This is a genomic window from Vibrio sp. SCP2 (assembly GCF_059295395.1).
This window is the reverse complement of record NZ_JCAFVV010000002.1, coordinates 381,223-401,427: the sequence shown is the minus strand read 5'-3', so window position 1 is coordinate 401,427 and position 20,205 is coordinate 381,223. Positions and strand designations below refer to the sequence as shown.

Below are 20,205 nucleotides of genomic sequence, written 5' to 3'. Positions count from 1 at the left end.
ATTGTCGAAATAACCAGAATCATATTGAGGTAGATAGTCATCGTCCAAGTCGCTATAATTCGCGCTCCCTGGAACAGAGAACAAAATATGTACAGCAATATCACTCCTATTCATGAGCACAAAAAATATTGGGCAGAATGCTACGGCACTGCGCCATTTCTACCAACAAATCGTAAAGAAATGGATGCTTTAGGATGGGATAGCTGTGACATTATTATTGTAACGGGTGACGCTTATGTTGATCACCCAAGCTTTGGTATGGCGATTATCGGCCGCCTGCTCGAAGCACAAGGGTTTCGTGTTGGCATCATCTCTCAACCAGAATGGAACAACAAAGACGCGTTCACGGCGCTCGGCAAACCTAATTTGTTCTTTGGTATTACAGCAGGCAACATGGATTCAATGATCAACCGCTACACCGCGGATAGAAAGTTGCGCCATGATGATGCTTACACACCGAATAATGAAGGGGGCAAACGACCAGATCGTGCAACTTTAGTTTATTCACAGCGTTGTCGTGAAGCCTACAAAGGAATCCCTATTGTCTTGGGTGGTATTGAAGCAAGCCTACGTCGCCTCGCGCATTATGATTACTGGTCAGATAAAGTACGTCGCTCTGTACTATTTGATGCAAAAGCCGACATTCTTCTGTTTGGTAACGCCGAGCGAGCACTTGTGGAAGTTGCCCATCGCTTAGCAGATGGCGAAGATATTGCCTCACTAACCAATATTCGTGGTACGGCGGTGAATCTCCCTGCGGCTCCAGAAGGCTACAATGTGATTGATTCTTCTCGCATCGAGAAACCACGCAAAGAAGCATTTGTTCCGCCAAACCCTTACGCGGTTGAAGAGCAATGTGACACAAAAGCCAAAGCAGAAGATACTGGAGCGAAACCTATTACCATTCGCCCGTCACGCCATGATGCAGCAACAACCGCAGTACGTATTCCTCCGTTCGAAAAACTGAACAACGACCGTATTCTTTACGCGCACGCCAGTCGAATCATGCACCTAGAGACCAACCCATACTCGGGTCGCGCGCTGATTCAACGCCACGGTGATCGCGAGCTATGGGTAAACCAAGCTCCAATCCCACTGTCGACTGAAGAGATGGACTACGTATTTGGTTTGCCTTATGCGCGTGTGCCTCACCCTATGTATGGCAAAGCCAAGATACCTGCTTACGACATGATTAAAACCTCGGTCAATATCATGCGTGGCTGTTTTGGTGGTTGTTCATTCTGTTCGATCACTGAACACGAAGGTCGTATCATCCAAAACCGCTCGAAAGAATCTATTTTGACTGAGCTTGAAGAGATTCGTGACAAGGTACCTGGCTTTACTGGCACCATTTCCGATCTTGGCGGCCCAACCGCCAATATGTATCGTCTTGGCTGTAGCGATCCAAAAGCAGAAGCAAACTGTCGACGCCCATCGTGTGTCTTCCCAGGCATCTGTAACAAACTCAATACCGACCACAAGCACACCATCGATCTGTATCGAGAAGCGCGTAAAGTGGATGGCATCAAGAAAGTCATGATCGCATCGGGCGTGCGATACGATTTAGCGATTGAATCTCCAGAGTACGTTAAAGAGTTGGTGACTCACCACGTTGGCGGCTACTTGAAGATTGCTCCAGAGCACACGGAAAAAGGCCCACTGGATCTGATGATGAAGCCGGGCATGGGCACCTATGACCGCTTCAAAGAGATGTTTGAGAAGTACAGTGCTGAGGCGGGTAAAAAGCAGTACCTAATTCCTTACTTTATCTCTGCGCACCCGGGCACCGAAGATGAAGACATGCTGAACTTGGCACTATGGCTCAAGAAGAACAACTTTGAGTGTGACCAAGTACAGAACTTCTACCCATCACCGATGTGTAATGCGACCTCTATGTATTACTCGGAGACTAACCCTCTCAAACGCGTGAAGTACAAGAAGCGTGAAGATGTGCCTGTCGCTAAAGGTGAACGTCAACGCAGACTGCACAAAGCCTTACTGCGTTACCATGATCCAGCTAACTGGCCGCTAATTCGTGAAGCGCTCATAAACATGGGTAAAAAGCACTTGATTGGTGATAAGACAAGCTGCTTAGTGCCTGCTGAAGATGTCGATGCTAAAACACCAGCTCAACGCCGTAAGTCGGGCCGTCATGGCTCACAACGTTTTGCGACCAAGCATACCAAGAGCCAACCTGGTTTTGAAAAAATGCACGGCGATAACAAAGGTAAAGGCAAGAATGGCAACGCCAAAGGGAGCAACGGCGGACAAGCGTCTCGTGGTGGAAAACCCAATGGTAAACCGACTAACAGTCGCGGTGGGAAGCCAACAGGTAATGGTTCAGGCAAGCCACCAGCGGCACGCAAACCTAAACGCCGTTAACGCCTAATGACTTATGTAAAATCGCAGCTAATCCGCTGCGATTTTTTTCGCCCTTCAACCAAGTAAGCCGTGAACTCTTGAGCAGGTAGCGGCTTACTAAAGTAGTAACCTTGGATATACTCCACCTGTTTGGCTTTGGCATAAATCAGTTGTTCAAGCGTCTCGACTCCTTCTGCAACCACGGGTTTGTTCATATTGGTTGCTAATGATGCGATGGAGTTGAACACGGTTTGCAATTTAGAGTCTTCGACCACATTAGTCACAAACGCGCGGTCAATCTTAATCTCGTCAAAACTCAATCGGCATAAATAGCTCAAGCTCGAAAAGCCGGTGCCAAAATCATCTATAGAGACTCTAAAGCCGAGTTTTTGCAACCTCTCTAACGTTTGGTTTACGTAGTTAAAGTTATCGATCAATGCCGACTCGGTTAGCTCCAGTTTTATCTGTGATGGGTAGAGATGGTTATCGGTGATTGCCTTAACTAACTTGTCAGTAAACTCGACATCGAGGATTTCTACTACGCTGATATTTAGCGCAAACAGCAGCTCCATGGTATCTATGCCATGCTGTTCCAAACTGGTGACCAATTTGCCAAGCTGCACAATGTTAAACTGAGTAAGCGTGCCTATATCGCCAATCCTTTCCGCGATAGGAATGAATTCTTCTGGTGAAACAAACTGACCGTTCGGCGTCCAACGGATTAAGCACTCAGCCCCCGCGACGTCTTCTGTCTCAGCGTCATGAATCGGTTGAAACACGACGTGAAAATCTTGCTCTAATTGGCCTTTGTTTAAGGCAGCGCGAAACTCCATTTCTAGATGGTTCTGGTGCTCGATTTGTTTGGCTAACTCTTCTTGAAATTCGGCTAAACGTACTCGCTCAGTCAAGACATCCAGTATCGCCATCTCCGCTTTGTTTAAGCTCTGTTCATGCGAGTCCCCTTGTTTCTCCACGTAGTAACCCAGCGCAACGTTGCTGAAGAAATGACGTTGATTGAAGTGGAACGGTTCATTGAGCAGAGCATAAAAACGCTCAATGTTAAACGGAGTATCTGGCGGGATAAAAATGTTAAAGCTATCGGTAGAATGCTTACTGCAAATTGCACTGTCTATTTCGCTCACCACTCTTGCCAATATTTCCATAAACACGAGGTTCGCCACTGCTGCACCCCATATTTCATTGATCCGCTGATAGTTGCAAATCCGTACGCAACACACTGTACCTTGTTGATATTCTTGATTAATGCGCGACAAAAATGCTTCTCGATAAAGTAATCCCGTATGAGGGTCTAACATCGACAGCTGATTGTTCAGTCGCCTTGCCGCCACCAACTCTCCAACATCAATGAGGTAAAGAATAAAGTAATCTTTGTAGCGAATTAGATAGAGTTTCGCCCACTCGATGTTTTTGTCCGGATAACTTAACCCGACTTCAAGTTCATACTCTTCGCCTGAGGCAACGACGTCAAAAAGTTGCTGCTCTAGCGCCACGGGATTAAACGCTTCATCAATAAAACTGACATTGGCATCAAACAGAGAGCCTCCTTGAGTCACACGAAACAGCTCGGCGGCTTGTTTGGAAAGCTGTAAAACGTTTAATCTTTCATCCACAATCACGTAGGCGATACGCATTGCTTCTATATGATCATTTAAGTTCTTCATCGTTTCTCCAAACATTTCTGTACCTGATAAGGCAATAGCTCTAGCGCGTAGCTAGCACTAACACCGCCTCTATCAATAGCTTCTTTAGGCATACCGTAAACTAAGCAGCTCGCTTCATTCTGGGCAAACGTCTTTGCTCCCGTCTTATACATTTCGAGCATGCCTTGGGCACCATCATCGCCCATACCAGTCAAAATCACTCCTATCGCATTCTCCCCCGCTTCTTGCGCCGCTGAGCGGAACAAGACATCGACCGATGGTTTATGCCTAGAGACCAAGGGACCCTGTTTTAATTCTAGGTAATATTGCTGGTTTCGACATTTGAGTACCGTGTGAATCGAACCCGGGGCTATGTAGACCCAGCCTCTTTGCAATTGCATGCCATCTTCTGCCTCTACAACGTGCTGTAAAACTTCGTGATTGAGCCTTAATGCAAACGCTTGGGTAAACTTTTCCGGCATATGCTGCACGATGACGATCGGTGTAGTATCCTCAGGGGTCAAAGAAAGAAAGTGTCGAATCGCCTCAGTGCCCCCTGTCGATGCACCGACTAATATCACCTTGTCTTTTGACTCTATAGGATGCGATAGTGAGGGCTTCAACACCACATCAGCGCTGTTTTTCAATCGGTAGCTTTTTTCACCTAAGTATTTGAGTGGTTTAACTTTAATTTTTGCCGCCTGTTTTAGCGCGCACAGAATCGCATCAACTTCTTTTGAGTGAAGATAGTCAGTTAATTGTGATTGAGGTTTATTGATCACTTCAATCGCCCCAGACGATAAAGCCTCTAAACTCAGTTGTGGATCCGCTTCTGTTTTTGCTGAACAAATAATGGTGGGAGTTGGTCGCGTCGACATAATTTGACGCAGAAATACAATGCCATCCATTTTAGGCATGGCGATGTCGAGAAGGATGACATCGGGCCAACATTTTTCCATTTTGCGATAGGCGATAATCGGGTCCGGTGCGACGCCCACTACCTGAAGTTGCGGGTCTTTGTCGATTACCTCTCCGAGCACTTGGCGCATCACGGCTGAGTCATCGACAATAAAAACGCCTACCTTATTCATGCTGCCACCTTACGATAAACGCAATTCTCGACCATCTTCATTTTTGGATGCGCCTTAATTACGTTTTCACTGTGACCTAAAAACAGATATCCACCATCCGACAAATGCTCGATTACATTATCGATAATGGTCTTTTGTCGCGCGACATCAAAATAGATCAGCACATTACGTAAAAAAATAGCATCAAAGATCGATTCTGTTTTTGGAGTGAGGAGGTTTTCGCAAGCAAAGTGGCAGTATCGGCGCAACGCTTGGCTAATGGTGAAAGTTCCTTGAAATGTCCCCACCCCTTTCAAACAGTATTGGCGACGATAATCAGCAGGGATTTGTTCCGCGAGAACCATATCATACTGACACTTTACCGCGTGGTGGATCGCAACCTCAGACACATCTGAACCAAACACTGACCACTTAGGCGAGCCAAGCTGTTGTTCCAATACCATAGCTAGACTGTAAGCTTCTTCTCCTGTAGAGCAAGCCGCACTCCAAACTTTAAAAGGCTTTGCCCTGCGATAGCCGACGAGCAATTTCGCTAGCTGATCGTATTGCACCGACTCTCGAAAGAAGCGCGTTTCATGAGTGGTTAATCGATCGATAAAGCAATCAAGCTCCTCTTGATGCTCCTGTGACATTAATACTTTTAAGTAATCATCAAACGTCTCACTGTGTGTGGCTTTTAATCGAGATGTTAATCGGCTTTCGACCATTATGCGCTTGTGCTCACCGAGATGAATGCCAGTGTAGTGCTCCATGATTGATTGGATTGAGCGAAACTGAACAGCGGTAATGGTCGCATTCATATTACGACTCCCATGGGGCTAATAAGGCGTTTTGGCTATTGAGCATAAGGCGGTTGATCTGCTGAGGGTCAAGCAGTTGGGACATCTCTAAAATGGGCATCGTATCCCCAGCAACTTTTACCATACCTTCGATAAACTCAGTCGGAATATGGGTGCCAAACGAAGGTTTGTCATATAGGGCGTCTTCATCAGCGGCTTTGATCGACCGCACACGAGTCACCACCAAGCCGATAGTTATGTGCTCTTTGGTCTTGGTTTGTTGCGATTCATAGAGAATGATGCAGCTGTATTTGTCGTATCGGTTATCTGATGGAAAACCAAGGCGACTTGCCGCATCAATCACAGGCACCACGCTACCACGAACATTAATCACGCCGCTGATTTCTTTATTGCACATAGGAACTTGAGTAATACGCGTGTATTCAATGACCTCTTTTACCGAATCAATCGGTATTGCCACCACGACTTGATTCACATCGACAAGCAGTAGCTCTCTACCACTTTGTTTATGCAATTCATCCATGTGTCTGCTCCATCTGCGATTCATGTACAACGCAGTGCCATTGGCTTTCAGACAGCAATTCATCGACATCAAGAATCGTTAACATCCGCTGTTCAAGCTTGGCAACACCTTTGATTAAGGTCGATTCAAGTCGCCGTCCTAGATTCGGCACTGTCTCCAGTTCAGCCAGCGAGATATCAACGACTTGCCTGACCAAGTCCACTTTATTGGCAATAACAAAGCTCTCGCCATCACGATGCACTTCAGTGACGATGACACAGGTTTTACTCGAAACCTGATGGGTCTCTTCGTTTAAACACGCTGCGATATCAAACACAACAACCAACTTACCCCTTAGATTCATGACACCGAGTACCTTATCTGGCGCGCTAGCAAGCGGCTCCACGATTGGGTATTCCATAATTTCCCGGATACGTTCAATCGGATAAGCGAAGTACTTATTCGCAATCTTAAATTCGAGGTATTTCTCCTTCATACCTGCACCGCCTTACTCATCAAAAGGCACAAAGCCATCTTCTTGTTTAGGCGGAGTCGGATGGCTAGGTTTACGTCGCACATTGTGTCGCTGTTCACTCGATTTCGTCAGCTTAAAGAAACTCACCGTACTGCGAATCTCATTGGTTTGCTCCTGTACCATAACGGCCGTTGAGGCAAGCTCTTCCGAAGCAGAGGCATTCTGCTGAGCGATTTCATCCAGCTGAGAAACGGTTCGATTGATTTCCGCCACACTAGTGCTTTGCTCTGTTGATGCAGCAGTGATTTCTTGCACCAAATCGGCTGTTTTCTGGATGTTAGGCACCATGCGATTGAGCATGTCTCCGGCATGTTGGGCTACTTTCACGCTGCTATCTGCTAATGAACTTATCTCTTGGGCCGCAATTTGACTGCGTTCAGCGAGCTTACGCACTTCATCAGCCACCACGGCAAAACCTTTACCATGCTCTCCTGCTCGTGCCGCCTCGATGGCAGCATTGAGCGCAAGTAAGTTAGTTTTGTAGGCGATGTCTTCAATGATGCCAATCTTCTCTGCGATCGCCGTCATGGCGTTCACGGTGTCATTCACCGCTTTGCCACCCTCGTTTGCCTCAGAACTCGATTGAGTAGCGATACCATTGGTCACCTTAGAATTTTCGGTATTCATTGAAATCGATGAACTCATTTGATCGAGTGACGCACTGGTCTCTTCAACACTAGAGGCAAGCTGGCTGGAAGTGGTGCTGAGCATTTGCGAGGTAGTAGAGACTTCATTGGTACTGTGGGCGATGGCTTCTACCGAGCGTTGGATATCCAGCATAATGTTTTGCAGCTTATCTAAGAAGCCATTAAAGCTAGTGGCCGTTTCACCAATCTCATCACTACCAAAGTCTGGAATTCGCCGAGTCAGATCCCCCTCACCTGAGCGTAGATCTTCTGCAGCTTCAGACAGTGCTTTAATCGGCAACACAATCCCTTTGATAAGGAACATAGCGGTGACGAATGCCAGCAATACCGCAACCGCTAACAGTGCCCAAACGAGCGTGATACTGTCACGAGCGGCAATAACCAACTCATCAAGTGAGTCGGTACTCTGCTTACTCGCCTTATAGCTAATATCATCAAGTATCTTTTCTAACTTACTGAACACTTCATGCTCTAGCTTATCGATTTGCTGCGCCGCTTCGAGTTTGTCTCTCGGGCGATAGGTAGCGAAGATATCTTTACCCCCATTATAGAGTTCAAGATACATCTGCTCGACTAGGCCTAAGCTTTTGATCTCTTCTGGCTTTCTTTCAATCGGTTTAATTTCATTGAGATACTGGGCAAAATTGCGCGCTTCTTTCTCAAACGCATTAACCGCGCCGATTTCTCCACGCATATAGCCGTTCAACGCGGACATCATGTCCCCTTCTTCATCGATCAGTTCAAGGTAGTAACGAACACCAGGAAGGTCGTCATTGAGCACTTCTTGCAAATCTTGCGTTCGACCTGCATCAGCCACTTCTTCCTCTTTGAGCGTATCGAGCATAGTCTCTAGCGGTTCAGCAAACTCGCTGATCAGGTAGTTGTATTTCTCTACCGCTTGAGTCTCTAACGTCGGGTCAAAACGCTTAAACACTAGGTTCTGCATATCTTCGTAATAGCGCCTAGAGAGATCATCAATTTGGCGCACAACGACAGGGTCTATTGATTTAAGCTGCTTGAGGCTTTCGAAAAAGGTGACAAACTCAGTGTAGTTGTCATGGAAATCTTCTTTCTCTTCCGATTCACCAGTAATGAACTCCAAGACATTCGAGTTCATATCACCGAGCTCATCAAGCATACTCAATGAAAGAATCACCTTGGGAATCTCTTCCTTCCCGACATCAATGGCATAGGATTCGATTGTCCGGTTCTTTAGTTGTACAGAGACCGCAATCACAAGCAATAAAAAGCCCATGGTGCACATGGCGACAATAATTTTGCTCCTGATCGATAACTTACCAATCATGCTGCTCTCCCTAAGCTGGTCTGTTGCAATCAACATCCAACCTTTCGCTGTTAGCGCTGTTAGTTAAAGCGCTCTAAATTGACTCGCTCACTCGGACTTAATGCCGTTTGAACCAGTGCAAAAATATCCAATATGATTGCGACTTCACCACTGCCTAAAATCGTCGCACCGCTGACTCCACGCAGACCTTCAAACAATGGCCCTAACGATTTCACCACGGTTTGAAACTCGCCACTTAAACTGTCTACGACCAAACCGGCTCTCATTGAACCAAGTTGAACTACAATTAAAGCCTCTTGTTCCGGCGTGCTATGCGCCTCGACACCAAACCACTCTGATAATCTTAAAAATGGCAGCACCTCATCGCGAAGATTAACAAAACGCCGCTGGCTATCTTGTTCACCTTGCATGACTTCTTTTAGCTCAAGGCACTCGACAACATTGTCTAGCGGGATCACATACTCCCATCCCGCAACTTTGAACATAAAACCGTCAACTATGGAGAGTGTTAGAGGCAAACGAATCACGAACCGGCTTCCTTTGCCGCTCTGACTATTCACCTCTATATTGCCTCTTAGCAGTTCAATGTTGCGCTTAACGACATCCATACCAACGCCTCGGCCTGATAGGTCGGTCACCTGCTCGCTAGTAGAAAATCCAGGTTCAAAAATCAGCTTCCAAAGCTCACGTTTTGTCACCGTGTCATGCTCATTGATCAGGCCAGAACGTTTTGCTTGCTCTAAGACTTTGTTTTCATCAATGCCTTTCCCATCATCAACCACCTCAATCACGATTGAACCTGAGTCGTGGTAAGCATTGAGCCGTATCGTCCCTACCGGTGCTTTACCCGCTGAAATGCGCTCTGCAGCAGACTCCATTCCATGATCGATAGCATTGCGTACAAGGTGCGTGAGTGGATCACTGAGTTTCTCAACGAAGGTTTTATCAAGCTCGGTCTCAGCGCCACTGACCACTAACTCGACCTGCTTACCCAGCTCTTGGGCGGTATCTCGCACAATACGTTTGAATTTACTGAAGGTATCTCCGATCTGAACCATTCGTAGCTGAAGGGAGCTGTCACGAATGCTTTCGACCAAACGCTCTAATAGCGCCATAGACTCCACCAAAGGTTCACTGCCGGTTTGGTGGGCAAGCAAATTGGTGCGGGCCCCCATAATCACCATCTCACCCACAAGATCGATCAACTTATCGAGCTTATCCGCTTCCACCCTCAGGGTTTTGGCGGTTTTGATTCTTGGTTGAAATTTTGATTGAAGCGTCTGGAATGAAAGGGACTGGAAACGTTCGAACTCTTGCTGGGTTAACACGCCCATGGCAGTAAACAATTCGGCGAGATGTCTGCTCTCTTCAGGTAAGCGCTCAATCAAGGCAAAGTAATCTTCGGCCGGACTATCAGGTGACATAACGGTAATATCCGCATCACGCTGAACAAATTCAAATGCCTCCATAATCTGTGCATTTGATGTGTTGGCCCGATAGCGAAGTTCAAAGCCGACATAGCATTTTTCTGGGTTAAACTGGCTATCTGGACTTTCAATCACTTTGTCTAACTGAACCGTCATCAGCTCGACATGTTCGAGTTGGCCTTTGGTTGAGAGAAATTGAATAAACCGGATCGGGTCCAACCCATCTTGAAACACCCCTTGGTGAGGGCGAAACGAAATATGCCAAATCCCCTCGCGGTTTTCTTCCTCGGGGGGCGGCGTTTTTTCCACCTGAGTGGCATCAGCAGCGCTTGGCATGGTGGATTCGATAATATAAGGCAGTAAACGCTGTGTAACCGACTCCGCATTGGGTAAAGGCGCATTCTCATTGAGAGCAATAATTTGCTTTCTAACGACATCGTTACTCTCGATCAAAACCTCGATCAACTCATCATCAACCAAGGTTATTTGTTGCCTAACTTGGTCGAGCAGCGATTCTATAACATGGGTCAGCGTGGTCACTTCGTCTAAACCAAATAGCCCCGCACTGCCCTTGATGGTATGCACACCACGAAACAGCTCATCTATCCACTCGGCAAAATTGTCTTTCAATAACCCCTTATCCAGCAGTGTCTGCTCAGTATCATCGGTCAGTTCAAGTGATTCATTGATGAATACCCGCAACGCGCGTTCTAAATCAGACATATTGATTTCGCTCACGATGGCCGGAGTCGCAGACTAGTTCAAACAGTTTGATCACTTCATCACTCGGCTGGCGAACGGCGCTTATCGAAATGGTTTGGTGGCTACAACGGAGAAACCAAATCAGTAACTGAAAGCCCGCGCTATCCATCTCTACGACATTCGAACCATCCAACACCACACCGTCTGATTCATTGACCAAGCTACGTAGCTCACGGTAGGTTTCCTCTACTTCGTAGATGGTCAACTCACTCGGCAATACATAAACTTGCTCTGACATATCCGCCTCTACGATAACAACTTAGACACGGCTTCGAGCATCTGCTCTGGGCGAAAAGGCTTAACCATCCACGCTTTTGCCCCGGCTTTTTGACTTTCATCCATTAAATATTGTTGGCTTTCCGTCGTTAGCATGATCACCGGAGTAAATTTATACTTGGGTAAGGTCTTGACCTTTTTGACAAAGTCGATGCCATTCATATTAGGCATATTGACATCACTGATAATCAAGTGAACCTTGCTCCCGTCGAGCATTTCGATCCCTTGCACGCCATCTTTTGCCTCTATGACCCGATATCCTGCGCCGCTCAATGCGATGTTAACAACCTGTCTGAGCGACTCAGAGTCATCTACGACCATTATTGTTTTTTGCATTGCCCCATCCTAAAAATATGTCACTTTCCCCTCATCTTGAGGCGATTTGTCGTTTTCAATACGAGTCTTTTGTTCTATTTGATTTAAGCTTTCTACGACTTCTTGCTCGCTCCAACCTAGCTTATGTGCTTCTTTTAACGCAGTTTCGATGACCTCTACACTTTCAATGGCGCCGTTTTGCTGTTGTTTGAGTCGATCTCCAAACTGCAATAGCACCAATAGGTCGTTAAGCAGCTCTTGGTGTTTTGAGGTCACTCGGCTACCCGTATCTTCTTGCGTGGTTGTATCTTTTAGCTGCTCTATTTTGGCTGTCATCTGATACAGAGCTTGCTGAGAAAAACTGGTTGAGTTACCGATTTGGCGGCGTACAAGCGGCAAAATGTTCTGCTCCAACGAAAGTAAGACTTTTTCAGGTTGCAGCGCATTAACATGCTTGATGCCAATCATTAGTAGCATCAAGAGTAAAACGATAAGACTGGCTGCTAGCATTGACGCGACGCTAATGCCAACAAGAAGTGCTTGAATAAGAAAAATGGCAGCACCGAGTCCAATAAAAAGTGGAGGTTTCGCCAAGTTATCGACCCATTTATTAACAACCTAGTTAATAGCCTAGTCCAAAATCATTAGGTGGTCGTAATTTAGTCATAAAAAAGGCCCAACTTATCCCGTTGAGCCTTTGAAGAAAGCATTGTCGATTAAGCGTGTTGAGATTCAAACTCTTGCATAAATTCAACCAAGGCTTGTACCCCTTCAAGTGGTACTGCGTTGTAGATTGAAGCACGCATACCGCCTACTGCGCGGTGCCCTTTCAGAGCAACTAAACCACGCTGCTCAGCCTGTTCTAAGAACAATGCATCCAGTTCAGGTTTTGCAAGCTGGAATGGTACGTTCATTCGCGAGCGGTTCACATGGTGCACATTGTTAATGTAGAAGTCTGAGCCATCAATTTGGTTGTAAAGCAACGACGCTTTCTCTTTGTTGATCTTCTCCATTTCGGCAACACCGCCCTGCTCTTTTAACCACTTAAAGACAAGGCCAGAGAGATACCAAGCAAAGGTTGGCGGCGTATTAAACATAGAGTCTTTCTCTGCCAAAACTTTATAGTTCATAAAGCTAGGAACTAAGTCATTCGCTAACTCAAGCAAATCGTCACGCACGATCGCAATGCACAGTCCGGCTGGGCCGATGTTTTTCTGCGCACCCGCATAAATAACGCCATACTTAGACACGTCAATTTCGCGCGATAGGATGTTTGAAGACATATCCGCGACAATAGGTTTGTCTGTTTGAGGAAGTTCGCTAATTTCAATGCCGTCGATGGTTTCATTAGGGCAAAAGTGAACATAAGCGGCATCTGAAGCAACCTTCCACTCGCTTGCAGGGACAACAGCCGTTTTTCCTTCACACTCTGTTTTGGCAACAAACGCGTCGACTTCACAATACTTGCTCGCTTCTTTGACCGCACTTTCAGCCCAGTAACCCGCGTCTATGTATGTGGCTTTTTTCGATGAGCCCAATAGGTTCAGTGGCACCGCGGCAAACTGAGCACGTGCTCCGCCTTGGCAAAACAACACTTTGTAGTTGTCTGGGATATTAAGAAGGTCACGGAGATCCTGCTCTGCTTCTTCAGCAACTTTTATGAATTCTTTACTTCGATGGCTAATTTCCATTACAGAAGTGCCTAAGCCATTCCATTCGACGAATTCTTGTTGTGCTTTTTCCATCACTGCTTTAGGTAGGCCCGCTGGACCTGCGCTAAAGTTATAAACCTTGCTCATCTAGTCTTTCCTTGCGCATGCTTTTAAGAGATTAGTCGATTAATAGCATGTTTTATTGAGGATAAAAAGCAAGAAAAGAGGTCTTTAGACCTCTTTTCTTGGTTAAGTAAGTAAATATAGTAATTAAGGCTGCATTAGCGCGGGTAAAAGTAGCGCCATTAGAGGGATCTGTTGACCATTGCCAAACACCAAATTACCTTCTTTTAGCTCTGCTTGAATCTGATACCCTTTATCCGTTTCCTGAACCAGTTCCATCGCCATCGCTTCGTCGACACCCTGCTTAATAAATGGGTATTGAGTCACGAGTCCACTGGAGAAGAAAGTATCGAGATCACCCGTTAACGCTGGCAAAATCATCGCCGGGTTTTGCGTCACATTGTCAGTGCCTTGCGGGACAGTGATCTTCCACTTAGATTCAAATTCACTCTCTTCCCCTAGCTTGACCGCCATTTTATTCATAGCAAAGTAGAAACCTTTAGAAAATAGACTTTCTACATAAGGTATCGCTTCTTCAATGTCGGCATCAGTTGGCATCGGATTATTCTGGTAAAGGTTCACCAAGTGTTCAAAAGCGACACTGTCTAAATCACCAAAAGAGAGATCGATAGAGACGCTATCAACGTTGCCGTCTTCCATAACCAGTTTATTCATATTGACGATATGCTGGCTACTTACTGTCTTTGCCATCTCATCAAATGAACTTAAGAAGGTGTACTTGCTGTCACTTAAAGAAAACAGTGGTGATTGGTCAACATTCAGGACTGACGCTTCAGCCAGATTTAATGTTTGTTCGCCAATCCAGAAGCTGCTCATCTTCTTGCCTTGACCTTGTCCTGTTAGGCCAGACAACAGCATCTTCTCACCCGAATTAAAATCAATTTCCACCGAAGGAATATCAAGATCATAGGTAACATCACCCAATACGCTGACGTGTCCCTTCAAAGTAGAAGGAGTGACAGAAACAATCGCGCCATCAGGCCCTTCAGTGACTTGATTCCAATTCGACAGACTAAGCACGTAATCGGTATTACCGTTAAGCTGAGTGACGGTATTAAGTGTGAGCGGTAAGTCTGGCGCATTTTCCATCACAGATTCAGCAGAAAGGCTAAATAGACCATGACTAACACTACTGTTCACAATCACTTCGGATGGTAAGCCGTCAATGGCAAGCTGCTCTGCTAGTACAGGATCAACAATTGTGTAGCGAGTTTTAACCGTTGAGGAAAGGTATCCACGGTCATATTCAACAATCTCCGCTTGTAGTGAGTCATTAGATAGATGAGCAACACCGTCTTGAATAACAGTCTGTCCTATCTGTCCGACAGCAAGTGGCCAACATAACGCAAGCGAAATAGCACCACCAATGGCGCCAAGTTTTTTCAAATCCATGGTAATAACGTCTTATATTGTGATTTCATTAAGTCTACACCAAAAAACATTGAGTTAAATCAGAGTATTGGCTTTCTCCGTAAATCATACGTAAATCTCGTACTTAGCTCCCAATACTCTTGCGCCGTCCTTGGTAGAGTAGAAATTGTCGATGTTTAAATTGTAGCCTAGTCGTGAACCCATTCTCTGTAATCTGTTTAGATAACAATCCAATAAGCGTAGAACAGCTTAGGCGAGAGTTAAGCCCGCTTTCATCTAAGTTCGACCTTCATACCGCAGATAGCATCGAAGATGCGCACGCTGCACTAGAGTATTGTTTTGAGCAAAAACAAACCGTTGCTTTAGTAATCGCGAGTCATCATGAGAATTTCAACGGCGCCGACTTTCTAGTTCAACTCGACAGAAATACCCACACCCAAAGCGCCCGTAAAGTGCTGATAAGCTGCGGACAAGACATTCAAGCGATTTTGTCTGCGGTTAATGAAGGACGTTTAGATCACTGTCTAACCAAACCTTTGCAAGACAATCTAGTACACAAAACAGCGCAAAAAGAGCTCACCACTTTCATCCTCGATAATGATAAAGAGAACTTGCTGTCCTATAGCCAGGTGCTCGATCAACACCGATTGCTTCGGGCTCATATTGAACAAAAAATGCGAAGTTATCGTGAAGGATTTATTTCTGATCATCACAGTCTGTCGGACCAAGAACTTGTTGAGAAAGTCACCTCTGCGTTGCTTGATTTTTTTGCCCAAGAAGATGAGACCCAAGCGTGTCGAACCTACTCTCCAGAGCATTTGCTTACCATCGAGGGCGAAGAGAACCAGTTTCTTTGGTTTATTACCAAGGGCGAAGTGGCTCTGTATAAGAAAGACGATGTCGGCATGCAACGTGAGGTGGTAAGACACACTCAAGGCAACATTGTTGGTGGTATGTCGTTTGTCACAGGTGAGCCTTCTTTTTCTACTGCAGTAACACTTTCACAAACTGAGGTTATTAAGCTAGACCGCGAAGTCTTCTCCAAAGTCATGCACTCCAATATGACGTTGTTGCCTCTTTTCACTAACTTACTGCTGAGACATTTTAACCGTCGCCTCCAACGCAGCATTAATACCAAGCTAGAGCTGCAGAAAACGCTTGAATCACTTGAATCGGCTCATCAACAGCTGATTGAACGAGAGAAAATGGCTATGCTTGGTCAACTCGTCGCTGGGGTTGCCCATGAGCTTAATAACCCAATTGCCGCCATCTTAAGAGGCACAGAGACGCTGACTAACAAAATCCAACAGCTAGTTGATGACCGTTCTATCGAGGAAGTCGGTATAGATGGCATCTCAGTGCTGAAAGAAAGCCTCAATCAAAGACCTCGTTCAACGGCGAAAGAACGCGAGCTCACTAAGATACTAGATGAACAGATACAAGATCGTCGCGTCGCGAAGAAGTTGGTTAAGCTAGGACTTGAAAGCGACAATAAATGGATAGAGCTTGGGACAAATCAGCCGCAGCAAGCCCAGCAAACGCTTGAGCGCTTAGAAGATTATCATTTAGCGGGTGCGACACTGCGCTCGATTAACGTCTGCGCCGGACGAATTGCCGATATGGTAAAAAGCCTCAAAGGTTATGCGCGACCTGACGACGAAAAACTTCATCTAGTCGATATTCACGAAGGCATTGAAGATACCTTAGTCATTTTTGAGAACCGCTTGAAGTTTCATACGGTTGAACGTCTTTATGAGGACATTCCTCAAATACAGTGCCAACCTATCGCCTTGCAGCAGGTGTGGACCAATTTAATTTCCAATGCCATTGATGCTTTTCCAGCCAAAGGCGAGCTTAAAGTCCAAACTCAAAAACTGTCCCGCTGTGGGCGTGATTGGGTGGTTGTCTCTTTTACCGATAATGGTTGCGGTATTGCACCTGCCACTCAACAGCAAATGTTTACCCTTAACTTTACCACCAAGAAAGAAGGCAACTTTGGTTTAGGCATCGGCCTTTCCGTGTGTCAACAAATTGTCCACCAACATGGAGGACAGATTAAGGTTGATTCTGTGGTTGGTCAATTTACTAAGATGTCAGTTTGGTTACCCTTTTGCCAAGTGCCACCGATCGTCAAGGAGCTCTAAATGAACAAATACCTTATTTTATGTGTCGATGATGAGCGAGAAGTGCTAGACAGCGTAATGCAAGATCTTGATTGTTTTGAAGAGCACTTCATTGTTGAAGCCGCGGAATCCGTCCAAGAAGCCAAGGAACTCATTGCAGAGTCTGAACGCGAAGACGTAAAATTGGCGCTGATTCTGTGCGACCACATTATGCCTGAGCAAACTGGTATTCAGTTTTTGATCGAACTGAACCAAGATGAGTTGACAAAGCCAACGAGGAAACTCCTTCTTACCGGACAAGCAGGATTAGAAGACACCGTGGAAGCGGTTAATCATTCAAGCCTAGACTTCTATATTGCGAAACCTTGGCAAGGTGATGAGCTTCGCCAAGTGTTAAAAAACCAACTCACCACTTATATGATCGAACACGAGCCGGACTTAATGCCTTGGGCATCAGCTTTAGAAACCGAGCGAGTTTTTGAAGCCATGGCTAAAAATCGACTCTATTACGGTGAGTAAATGACCATATATGGCATATGAATTGCTTAAATCAATAATTAACGACAAAACAATGACATTTTTATAGTGACTATTGCTATGATGCATTATCATGTCGTAACTAATGTCATGGCGCTGATGTCGCTTAAGACCAAGGAAATTAACGAGATATAGGTTTATCGTCCATATGCGTAAAACAATCTTAGCTGCAGCCCTTGTGCTTGCATCTGGTCAAACAATTGCTCAAACCGACCCTAACAGCCCTTCTGTAATGAGCAACTTCAATTATGACTACGTAGAAGCTCGAATCGGTGCTAGCCCAGTCACTTTTGGTGCCGCAATGAGTAAGTCTATCCACCCTAATGCACACGTTGTCGGTCGCATCGATTCTGAGTTTGAAGGCGATTACGATGCAGCGGCAGGTTTTGGTTTCCACGCGCCAATCAACAACTGGGCAGATTTCACTGGCGAAATGCTCGTTCGCTTGGTTGATACCGGCAACGAAGCCCGTTTCGGTTTAGACCGTGGTACAGAAACCGGTATGGAGCTGAACCTTGGTGTTCGTCAATGGCTGGGTCCTCAGCTAGAAGTGGGCGGTAAAGGAAGCTACATTTCTATCGACAACAACAAGAAATGGGCAGGCTCAGCATACGCGCGCTTCCATTCAACTGAACTATTCTCACTGGGTGCAGAAGCTCGTATCAACGACTTCTACGGCGACCAGCTAATGTTCACAACTCGCTTTAAATTCTAATCGAGTCCGAGATCAAAAAAACCGAGGTTAATACCTCGGTTTTTTATTGCAAATCCTTTTGCATTTGAGCAGTTCGCTTCTTAATTCAACTCCGAAGCGATAAGAGATTAGTGGCAACTCGCCAATAGTTGGCGTTTACGTGGTTCTTGAATCAGCTTCCAATGAATACCTTCGATTGCACCAGCAAATTTCCACAGCAGCTTTACATCCACATCACTGCCATACGCTTGCTTCACTCTTGAGAAGACCGCAGGTGCGCCAAGCTCTAAAAAGGTATCTACATCCTCTACCCCTGCCTTTTTCACCATACGTTCTAAGGTCAGTTGCATATTTGGTAGATCACGCAGGCGTCGGTTTGCTGATGAACGCTTGAACTCACGCTGCGATACGGAAAAATTTATAGATTGTTCTACTAACTCACTCAGTCGCTGATGTCGGCTCGAAAAAAGCTGGGTTATGTCGTAATAATTTACCGTCGCTGTGGTCTGTTTTTTAACATGACGGTATTTCTCACAACCTAGTTGGTTGAGCGTTTCATCTAATGCTTCTCCACCTCTGATGAATATTTTGTCTGCACTTAGTAGTGCGAACATAGCTTCGTCTCTAAACAACCCAGTACCACCAAACATAGATCGTTTTTGAAAGTCGCCAAACTTTTGTACGTATTGAATAAATTGTTGCTCTGTCATATCCATTGATCCTTAATCAAATACCCCGATTAGTTATGATCACCAGATAGCAGCAGTAATAAGCGAAAAATTTAAAACTCAACCAAACTATGGTGTTAGTTATTGTTTAGCTTGATTGATAACAAGTACTAAGAATGATAGTTAACGAAACAAAATAAGTCTGTGCATTTGTCACACCAATGACACTCAATCAATCTCATATCGTGAACGTTATCACAAGTTAATATATTAACTTAATTGCAAACTAGCTGGAATAACGAGATAAAATGCTGCGCGAATTATCAATAACTAATATCAATTATTTGCTAATATATGCAGTAAGACGTTACACTGTCAGTAGTAGCATAACCCTATAGTGTATATGAACCACTTATCCTTCTATTGGCTGCCTGAGAATGGCGAGCTATTACTCAAAGGTATTGAATCTGAGTTTTCAACCTTGATTGAACACTCAATCAAGTCGCGTACTATCTCTCTTCCTCCGATTTCTGACGTAGTACTAAAGATTCAACAACTTTGTACCCAAGACACCACTACGGTTTCTGATGTTGCCGATAGCTTACTCGAAGATCCTGGTCTTGCAGCGATCGTCATTCGTGTCGCCAACTCGGTCATTTTTAATCGTCGTAACATCACTTGTACCGATCTGGTCACCGCAGTATCTCGACTCGGCATTCTAAGAGTGCGAGACATAGTCACTGCCCAAGCAATAGAGCAGCTCAAACACTCTGTCAATTTGAGCCAATCGTGTAATCAAGTCTTGGTTCAAAGTGCAACCAATTCTCGCGAGCTAGCTGCCACTATGGTATTGGTAGTACGCGGCTTTAAAGAATCTGGCTCACCAAGTTACAGCCATTTGGAAACCGACAAAGCACTTCTGACAGGCCTACTCGCGGATATCGGCCTATTCTGTATTGTCAATGAGTATCACAACTATCTAGAACAAGGTAATTACCTCAATGAAGAAATTGCCTTCCAAATTTTCGATCGTCAGTGCTCACACGCAAGTAAGTTGGTGTTAGAGAGCTGGGGATTTGATAACGACTTCCTCGCCGTCGCTTGTAACCAGGTGATTGACAAAACAGATGTGTCAGTAAGTTATCTTGACGTCGCACGCATCGCCAATCATATCCTGATGTTCCGTCGCCAAGACGAGCAGATCACTGAACATACGGTTGAATTTGACATTACAGGCGCAGATATACTGTACAAACTCAGTAATTTAAGTGATATTGAGTTCAATACACAGATAGATGAACTTATAAGCGCGAGTGGTCTGTAAATCCACGCA

The 20,205-nt window shown here is 45.3% G+C and carries 18 protein-coding genes; 5 read left to right on the top strand and 13 right to left on the bottom strand.

What is annotated here, in order from left to right; all coding sequences use genetic code 11:
• The first annotated feature begins 87 nt into the window (after nt 1-87).
• Nucleotides 88-2,382 (top strand): YgiQ family radical SAM protein, encoded by a 2,295-nt coding sequence (locus AC5O63_RS09730; RefSeq protein WP_494504808.1) that lies wholly within the window; start codon nt 88-90, stop codon nt 2,380-2,382.
• Nucleotides 2,383-2,393: 11 nt separating this feature from the next.
• Here the strand turns inward: AC5O63_RS09730 and AC5O63_RS09725 are convergent, their stop codons facing one another.
• The 12 genes from AC5O63_RS09725 to AC5O63_RS09670 form a co-directional block, all read right to left on the bottom strand.
• Entirely contained in the window at nt 2,394-4,043 is a 1,650-nt protein-coding gene (locus AC5O63_RS09725) for an EAL domain-containing protein (protein WP_494504807.1), read from the bottom strand.
• Nucleotides 4,040-5,113: a protein-glutamate methylesterase/protein-glutamine glutaminase gene (locus tag AC5O63_RS09720; protein ID WP_494504806.1), complete on the bottom strand. Its 1,074-nt coding sequence runs from the start codon at nt 5,111-5,113 to the stop codon at nt 4,040-4,042. The genes AC5O63_RS09725 and AC5O63_RS09720 overlap by 4 nt, the downstream gene beginning before the upstream one ends.
• The gene (locus AC5O63_RS09715; RefSeq protein ID WP_494504805.1) at nt 5,110-5,913 is read right to left on the bottom strand and encodes a CheR family methyltransferase; all 804 of its coding nucleotides are present in this window, start codon (nt 5,911-5,913) and stop codon (nt 5,110-5,112) included. The genes AC5O63_RS09720 and AC5O63_RS09715 overlap by 4 nt, the downstream gene beginning before the upstream one ends.
• A gap of 1 nt (nt 5,914) precedes the next feature.
• Nucleotides 5,915-6,436 (bottom strand): chemotaxis protein CheW, encoded by a 522-nt coding sequence (locus tag AC5O63_RS09710; protein WP_494504804.1) that lies wholly within the window; start codon nt 6,434-6,436, stop codon nt 5,915-5,917.
• Nucleotides 6,429-6,911 (bottom strand): chemotaxis protein CheW, encoded by a 483-nt coding sequence (locus tag AC5O63_RS09705; protein ID WP_494504803.1) that lies wholly within the window; start codon nt 6,909-6,911, stop codon nt 6,429-6,431. Before AC5O63_RS09705 ends, AC5O63_RS09710 begins: the two co-directional genes overlap by 8 nt.
• Nucleotides 6,912-6,923: 12 nt before the next feature.
• Nucleotides 6,924-8,903 carry a methyl-accepting chemotaxis protein gene (locus tag AC5O63_RS09700; protein ID WP_494504802.1) on the bottom strand — a complete coding sequence of 660 codons (1,980 nt, stop codon included), beginning with the start codon at nt 8,901-8,903 and terminating at the stop codon, nt 6,924-6,926.
• 59 nt (nt 8,904-8,962) lie between these two features.
• Nucleotides 8,963-11,053: a chemotaxis protein CheA gene (locus AC5O63_RS09695; protein WP_494504801.1), complete on the bottom strand. Its 2,091-nt coding sequence runs from the start codon at nt 11,051-11,053 to the stop codon at nt 8,963-8,965.
• Nucleotides 11,046-11,330: an STAS domain-containing protein gene (locus AC5O63_RS09690; protein WP_494504800.1), complete on the bottom strand. Its 285-nt coding sequence runs from the start codon at nt 11,328-11,330 to the stop codon at nt 11,046-11,048. The genes AC5O63_RS09695 and AC5O63_RS09690 overlap by 8 nt, the downstream gene beginning before the upstream one ends.
• A gap of 8 nt (nt 11,331-11,338) precedes the next feature.
• Entirely contained in the window at nt 11,339-11,704 is a 366-nt protein-coding gene (locus AC5O63_RS09685) for a response regulator (protein ID WP_069666663.1), read from the bottom strand.
• Between the two features lie 9 nt (nt 11,705-11,713).
• Nucleotides 11,714-12,277 (bottom strand): hypothetical protein, encoded by a 564-nt coding sequence (locus AC5O63_RS09680; protein ID WP_494504799.1) that lies wholly within the window; start codon nt 12,275-12,277, stop codon nt 11,714-11,716.
• 122 nt (nt 12,278-12,399) lie between these two features.
• Entirely contained in the window at nt 12,400-13,482 is a 1,083-nt protein-coding gene (gene serC / locus AC5O63_RS09675) for a 3-phosphoserine/phosphohydroxythreonine transaminase (RefSeq protein ID WP_494504798.1), read from the bottom strand.
• 123 nt (nt 13,483-13,605) lie between these two features.
• Nucleotides 13,606-14,871 (bottom strand): DUF945 family protein, encoded by a 1,266-nt coding sequence (locus AC5O63_RS09670; RefSeq protein WP_494504797.1) that lies wholly within the window; start codon nt 14,869-14,871, stop codon nt 13,606-13,608.
• Between the two features lie 173 nt (nt 14,872-15,044).
• Here AC5O63_RS09670 and AC5O63_RS09665 point away from each other — a divergent pair, with 173 nt between their 5' ends.
• From AC5O63_RS09665 to AC5O63_RS09655, 3 genes are all read left to right on the top strand, one after another.
• The gene (locus AC5O63_RS09665) at nt 15,045-16,994 is read left to right on the top strand and encodes an ATP-binding protein (RefSeq protein ID WP_494504796.1); all 1,950 of its coding nucleotides are present in this window, start codon (nt 15,045-15,047) and stop codon (nt 16,992-16,994) included.
• Nucleotides 16,995-17,492 carry a response regulator gene (locus tag AC5O63_RS09660; RefSeq protein WP_494504795.1) on the top strand — a complete coding sequence of 166 codons (498 nt, stop codon included), beginning with the start codon at nt 16,995-16,997 and terminating at the stop codon, nt 17,490-17,492.
• A 166-nt stretch (nt 17,493-17,658) separates the two neighbouring features.
• Nucleotides 17,659-18,225, top strand: coding sequence for a hypothetical protein (locus tag AC5O63_RS09655; RefSeq protein WP_494504794.1), 567 nt, complete (start codon nt 17,659-17,661; stop codon nt 18,223-18,225).
• A 107-nt stretch (nt 18,226-18,332) separates the two neighbouring features.
• Here AC5O63_RS09655 and AC5O63_RS09650 read toward each other — a convergent pair whose 3' ends face one another.
• A complete protein-coding gene (locus tag AC5O63_RS09650) occupies nt 18,333-18,920 on the bottom strand; it encodes a TfoX/Sxy family DNA transformation protein (RefSeq protein WP_494504793.1) in 588 nt (195 codons plus the stop codon).
• Between the two features lie 355 nt (nt 18,921-19,275).
• Here AC5O63_RS09650 and AC5O63_RS09645 point away from each other — a divergent pair, with 355 nt between their 5' ends.
• Nucleotides 19,276-20,196, top strand: a complete 921-nt coding sequence (locus AC5O63_RS09645; RefSeq protein ID WP_171321223.1) for an HDOD domain-containing protein — start codon at nt 19,276-19,278, stop codon at nt 20,194-20,196.
• Nucleotides 20,197-20,205: the final 9 nt, after the last annotated feature.

What these genes read in the sequence shown, in the direction of transcription:
- AC5O63_RS09730 (WP_494504808.1), top strand. Translation starts at nt 88, where the DNA reads ATGTACAGCAATATCACTCCTATTCATGAGCACAAAAAATATTGGGCA.
- AC5O63_RS09725 (WP_494504807.1), bottom strand. Translation starts at nt 4,043, where the DNA reads ATGAAGAACTTAAATGATCATATAGAAGCAATGCGTATCGCCTACGTG.
- AC5O63_RS09720 (WP_494504806.1), bottom strand. Translation starts at nt 5,113, where the DNA reads ATGAATAAGGTAGGCGTTTTTATTGTCGATGACTCAGCCGTGATGCGC.
- AC5O63_RS09715 (WP_494504805.1), bottom strand. Translation starts at nt 5,913, where the DNA reads ATGAATGCGACCATTACCGCTGTTCAGTTTCGCTCAATCCAATCAATC.
- AC5O63_RS09710 (WP_494504804.1), bottom strand. Translation starts at nt 6,436, where the DNA reads ATGGATGAATTGCATAAACAAAGTGGTAGAGAGCTACTGCTTGTCGAT.
- AC5O63_RS09705 (WP_494504803.1), bottom strand. Translation starts at nt 6,911, where the DNA reads ATGAAGGAGAAATACCTCGAATTTAAGATTGCGAATAAGTACTTCGCT.
- AC5O63_RS09700 (WP_494504802.1), bottom strand. Translation starts at nt 8,903, where the DNA reads ATGATTGGTAAGTTATCGATCAGGAGCAAAATTATTGTCGCCATGTGC.
- AC5O63_RS09695 (WP_494504801.1), bottom strand. Translation starts at nt 11,053, where the DNA reads ATGTCTGATTTAGAACGCGCGTTGCGGGTATTCATCAATGAATCACTT.
- AC5O63_RS09690 (WP_494504800.1), bottom strand. Translation starts at nt 11,330, where the DNA reads ATGTCAGAGCAAGTTTATGTATTGCCGAGTGAGTTGACCATCTACGAA.
- AC5O63_RS09685 (WP_069666663.1), bottom strand. Translation starts at nt 11,704, where the DNA reads ATGCAAAAAACAATAATGGTCGTAGATGACTCTGAGTCGCTCAGACAG.
- serC (WP_494504798.1), bottom strand. Translation starts at nt 13,482, where the DNA reads ATGAGCAAGGTTTATAACTTTAGCGCAGGTCCAGCGGGCCTACCTAAA.
- AC5O63_RS09670 (WP_494504797.1), bottom strand. Translation starts at nt 14,871, where the DNA reads ATGGATTTGAAAAAACTTGGCGCCATTGGTGGTGCTATTTCGCTTGCG.
- AC5O63_RS09660 (WP_494504795.1), top strand. Translation starts at nt 16,995, where the DNA reads ATGAACAAATACCTTATTTTATGTGTCGATGATGAGCGAGAAGTGCTA.
- AC5O63_RS09655 (WP_494504794.1), top strand. Translation starts at nt 17,659, where the DNA reads ATGCGTAAAACAATCTTAGCTGCAGCCCTTGTGCTTGCATCTGGTCAA.
- AC5O63_RS09650 (WP_494504793.1), bottom strand. Translation starts at nt 18,920, where the DNA reads ATGGATATGACAGAGCAACAATTTATTCAATACGTACAAAAGTTTGGC.
- AC5O63_RS09645 (WP_171321223.1), top strand. Translation starts at nt 19,276, where the DNA reads ATGAACCACTTATCCTTCTATTGGCTGCCTGAGAATGGCGAGCTATTA.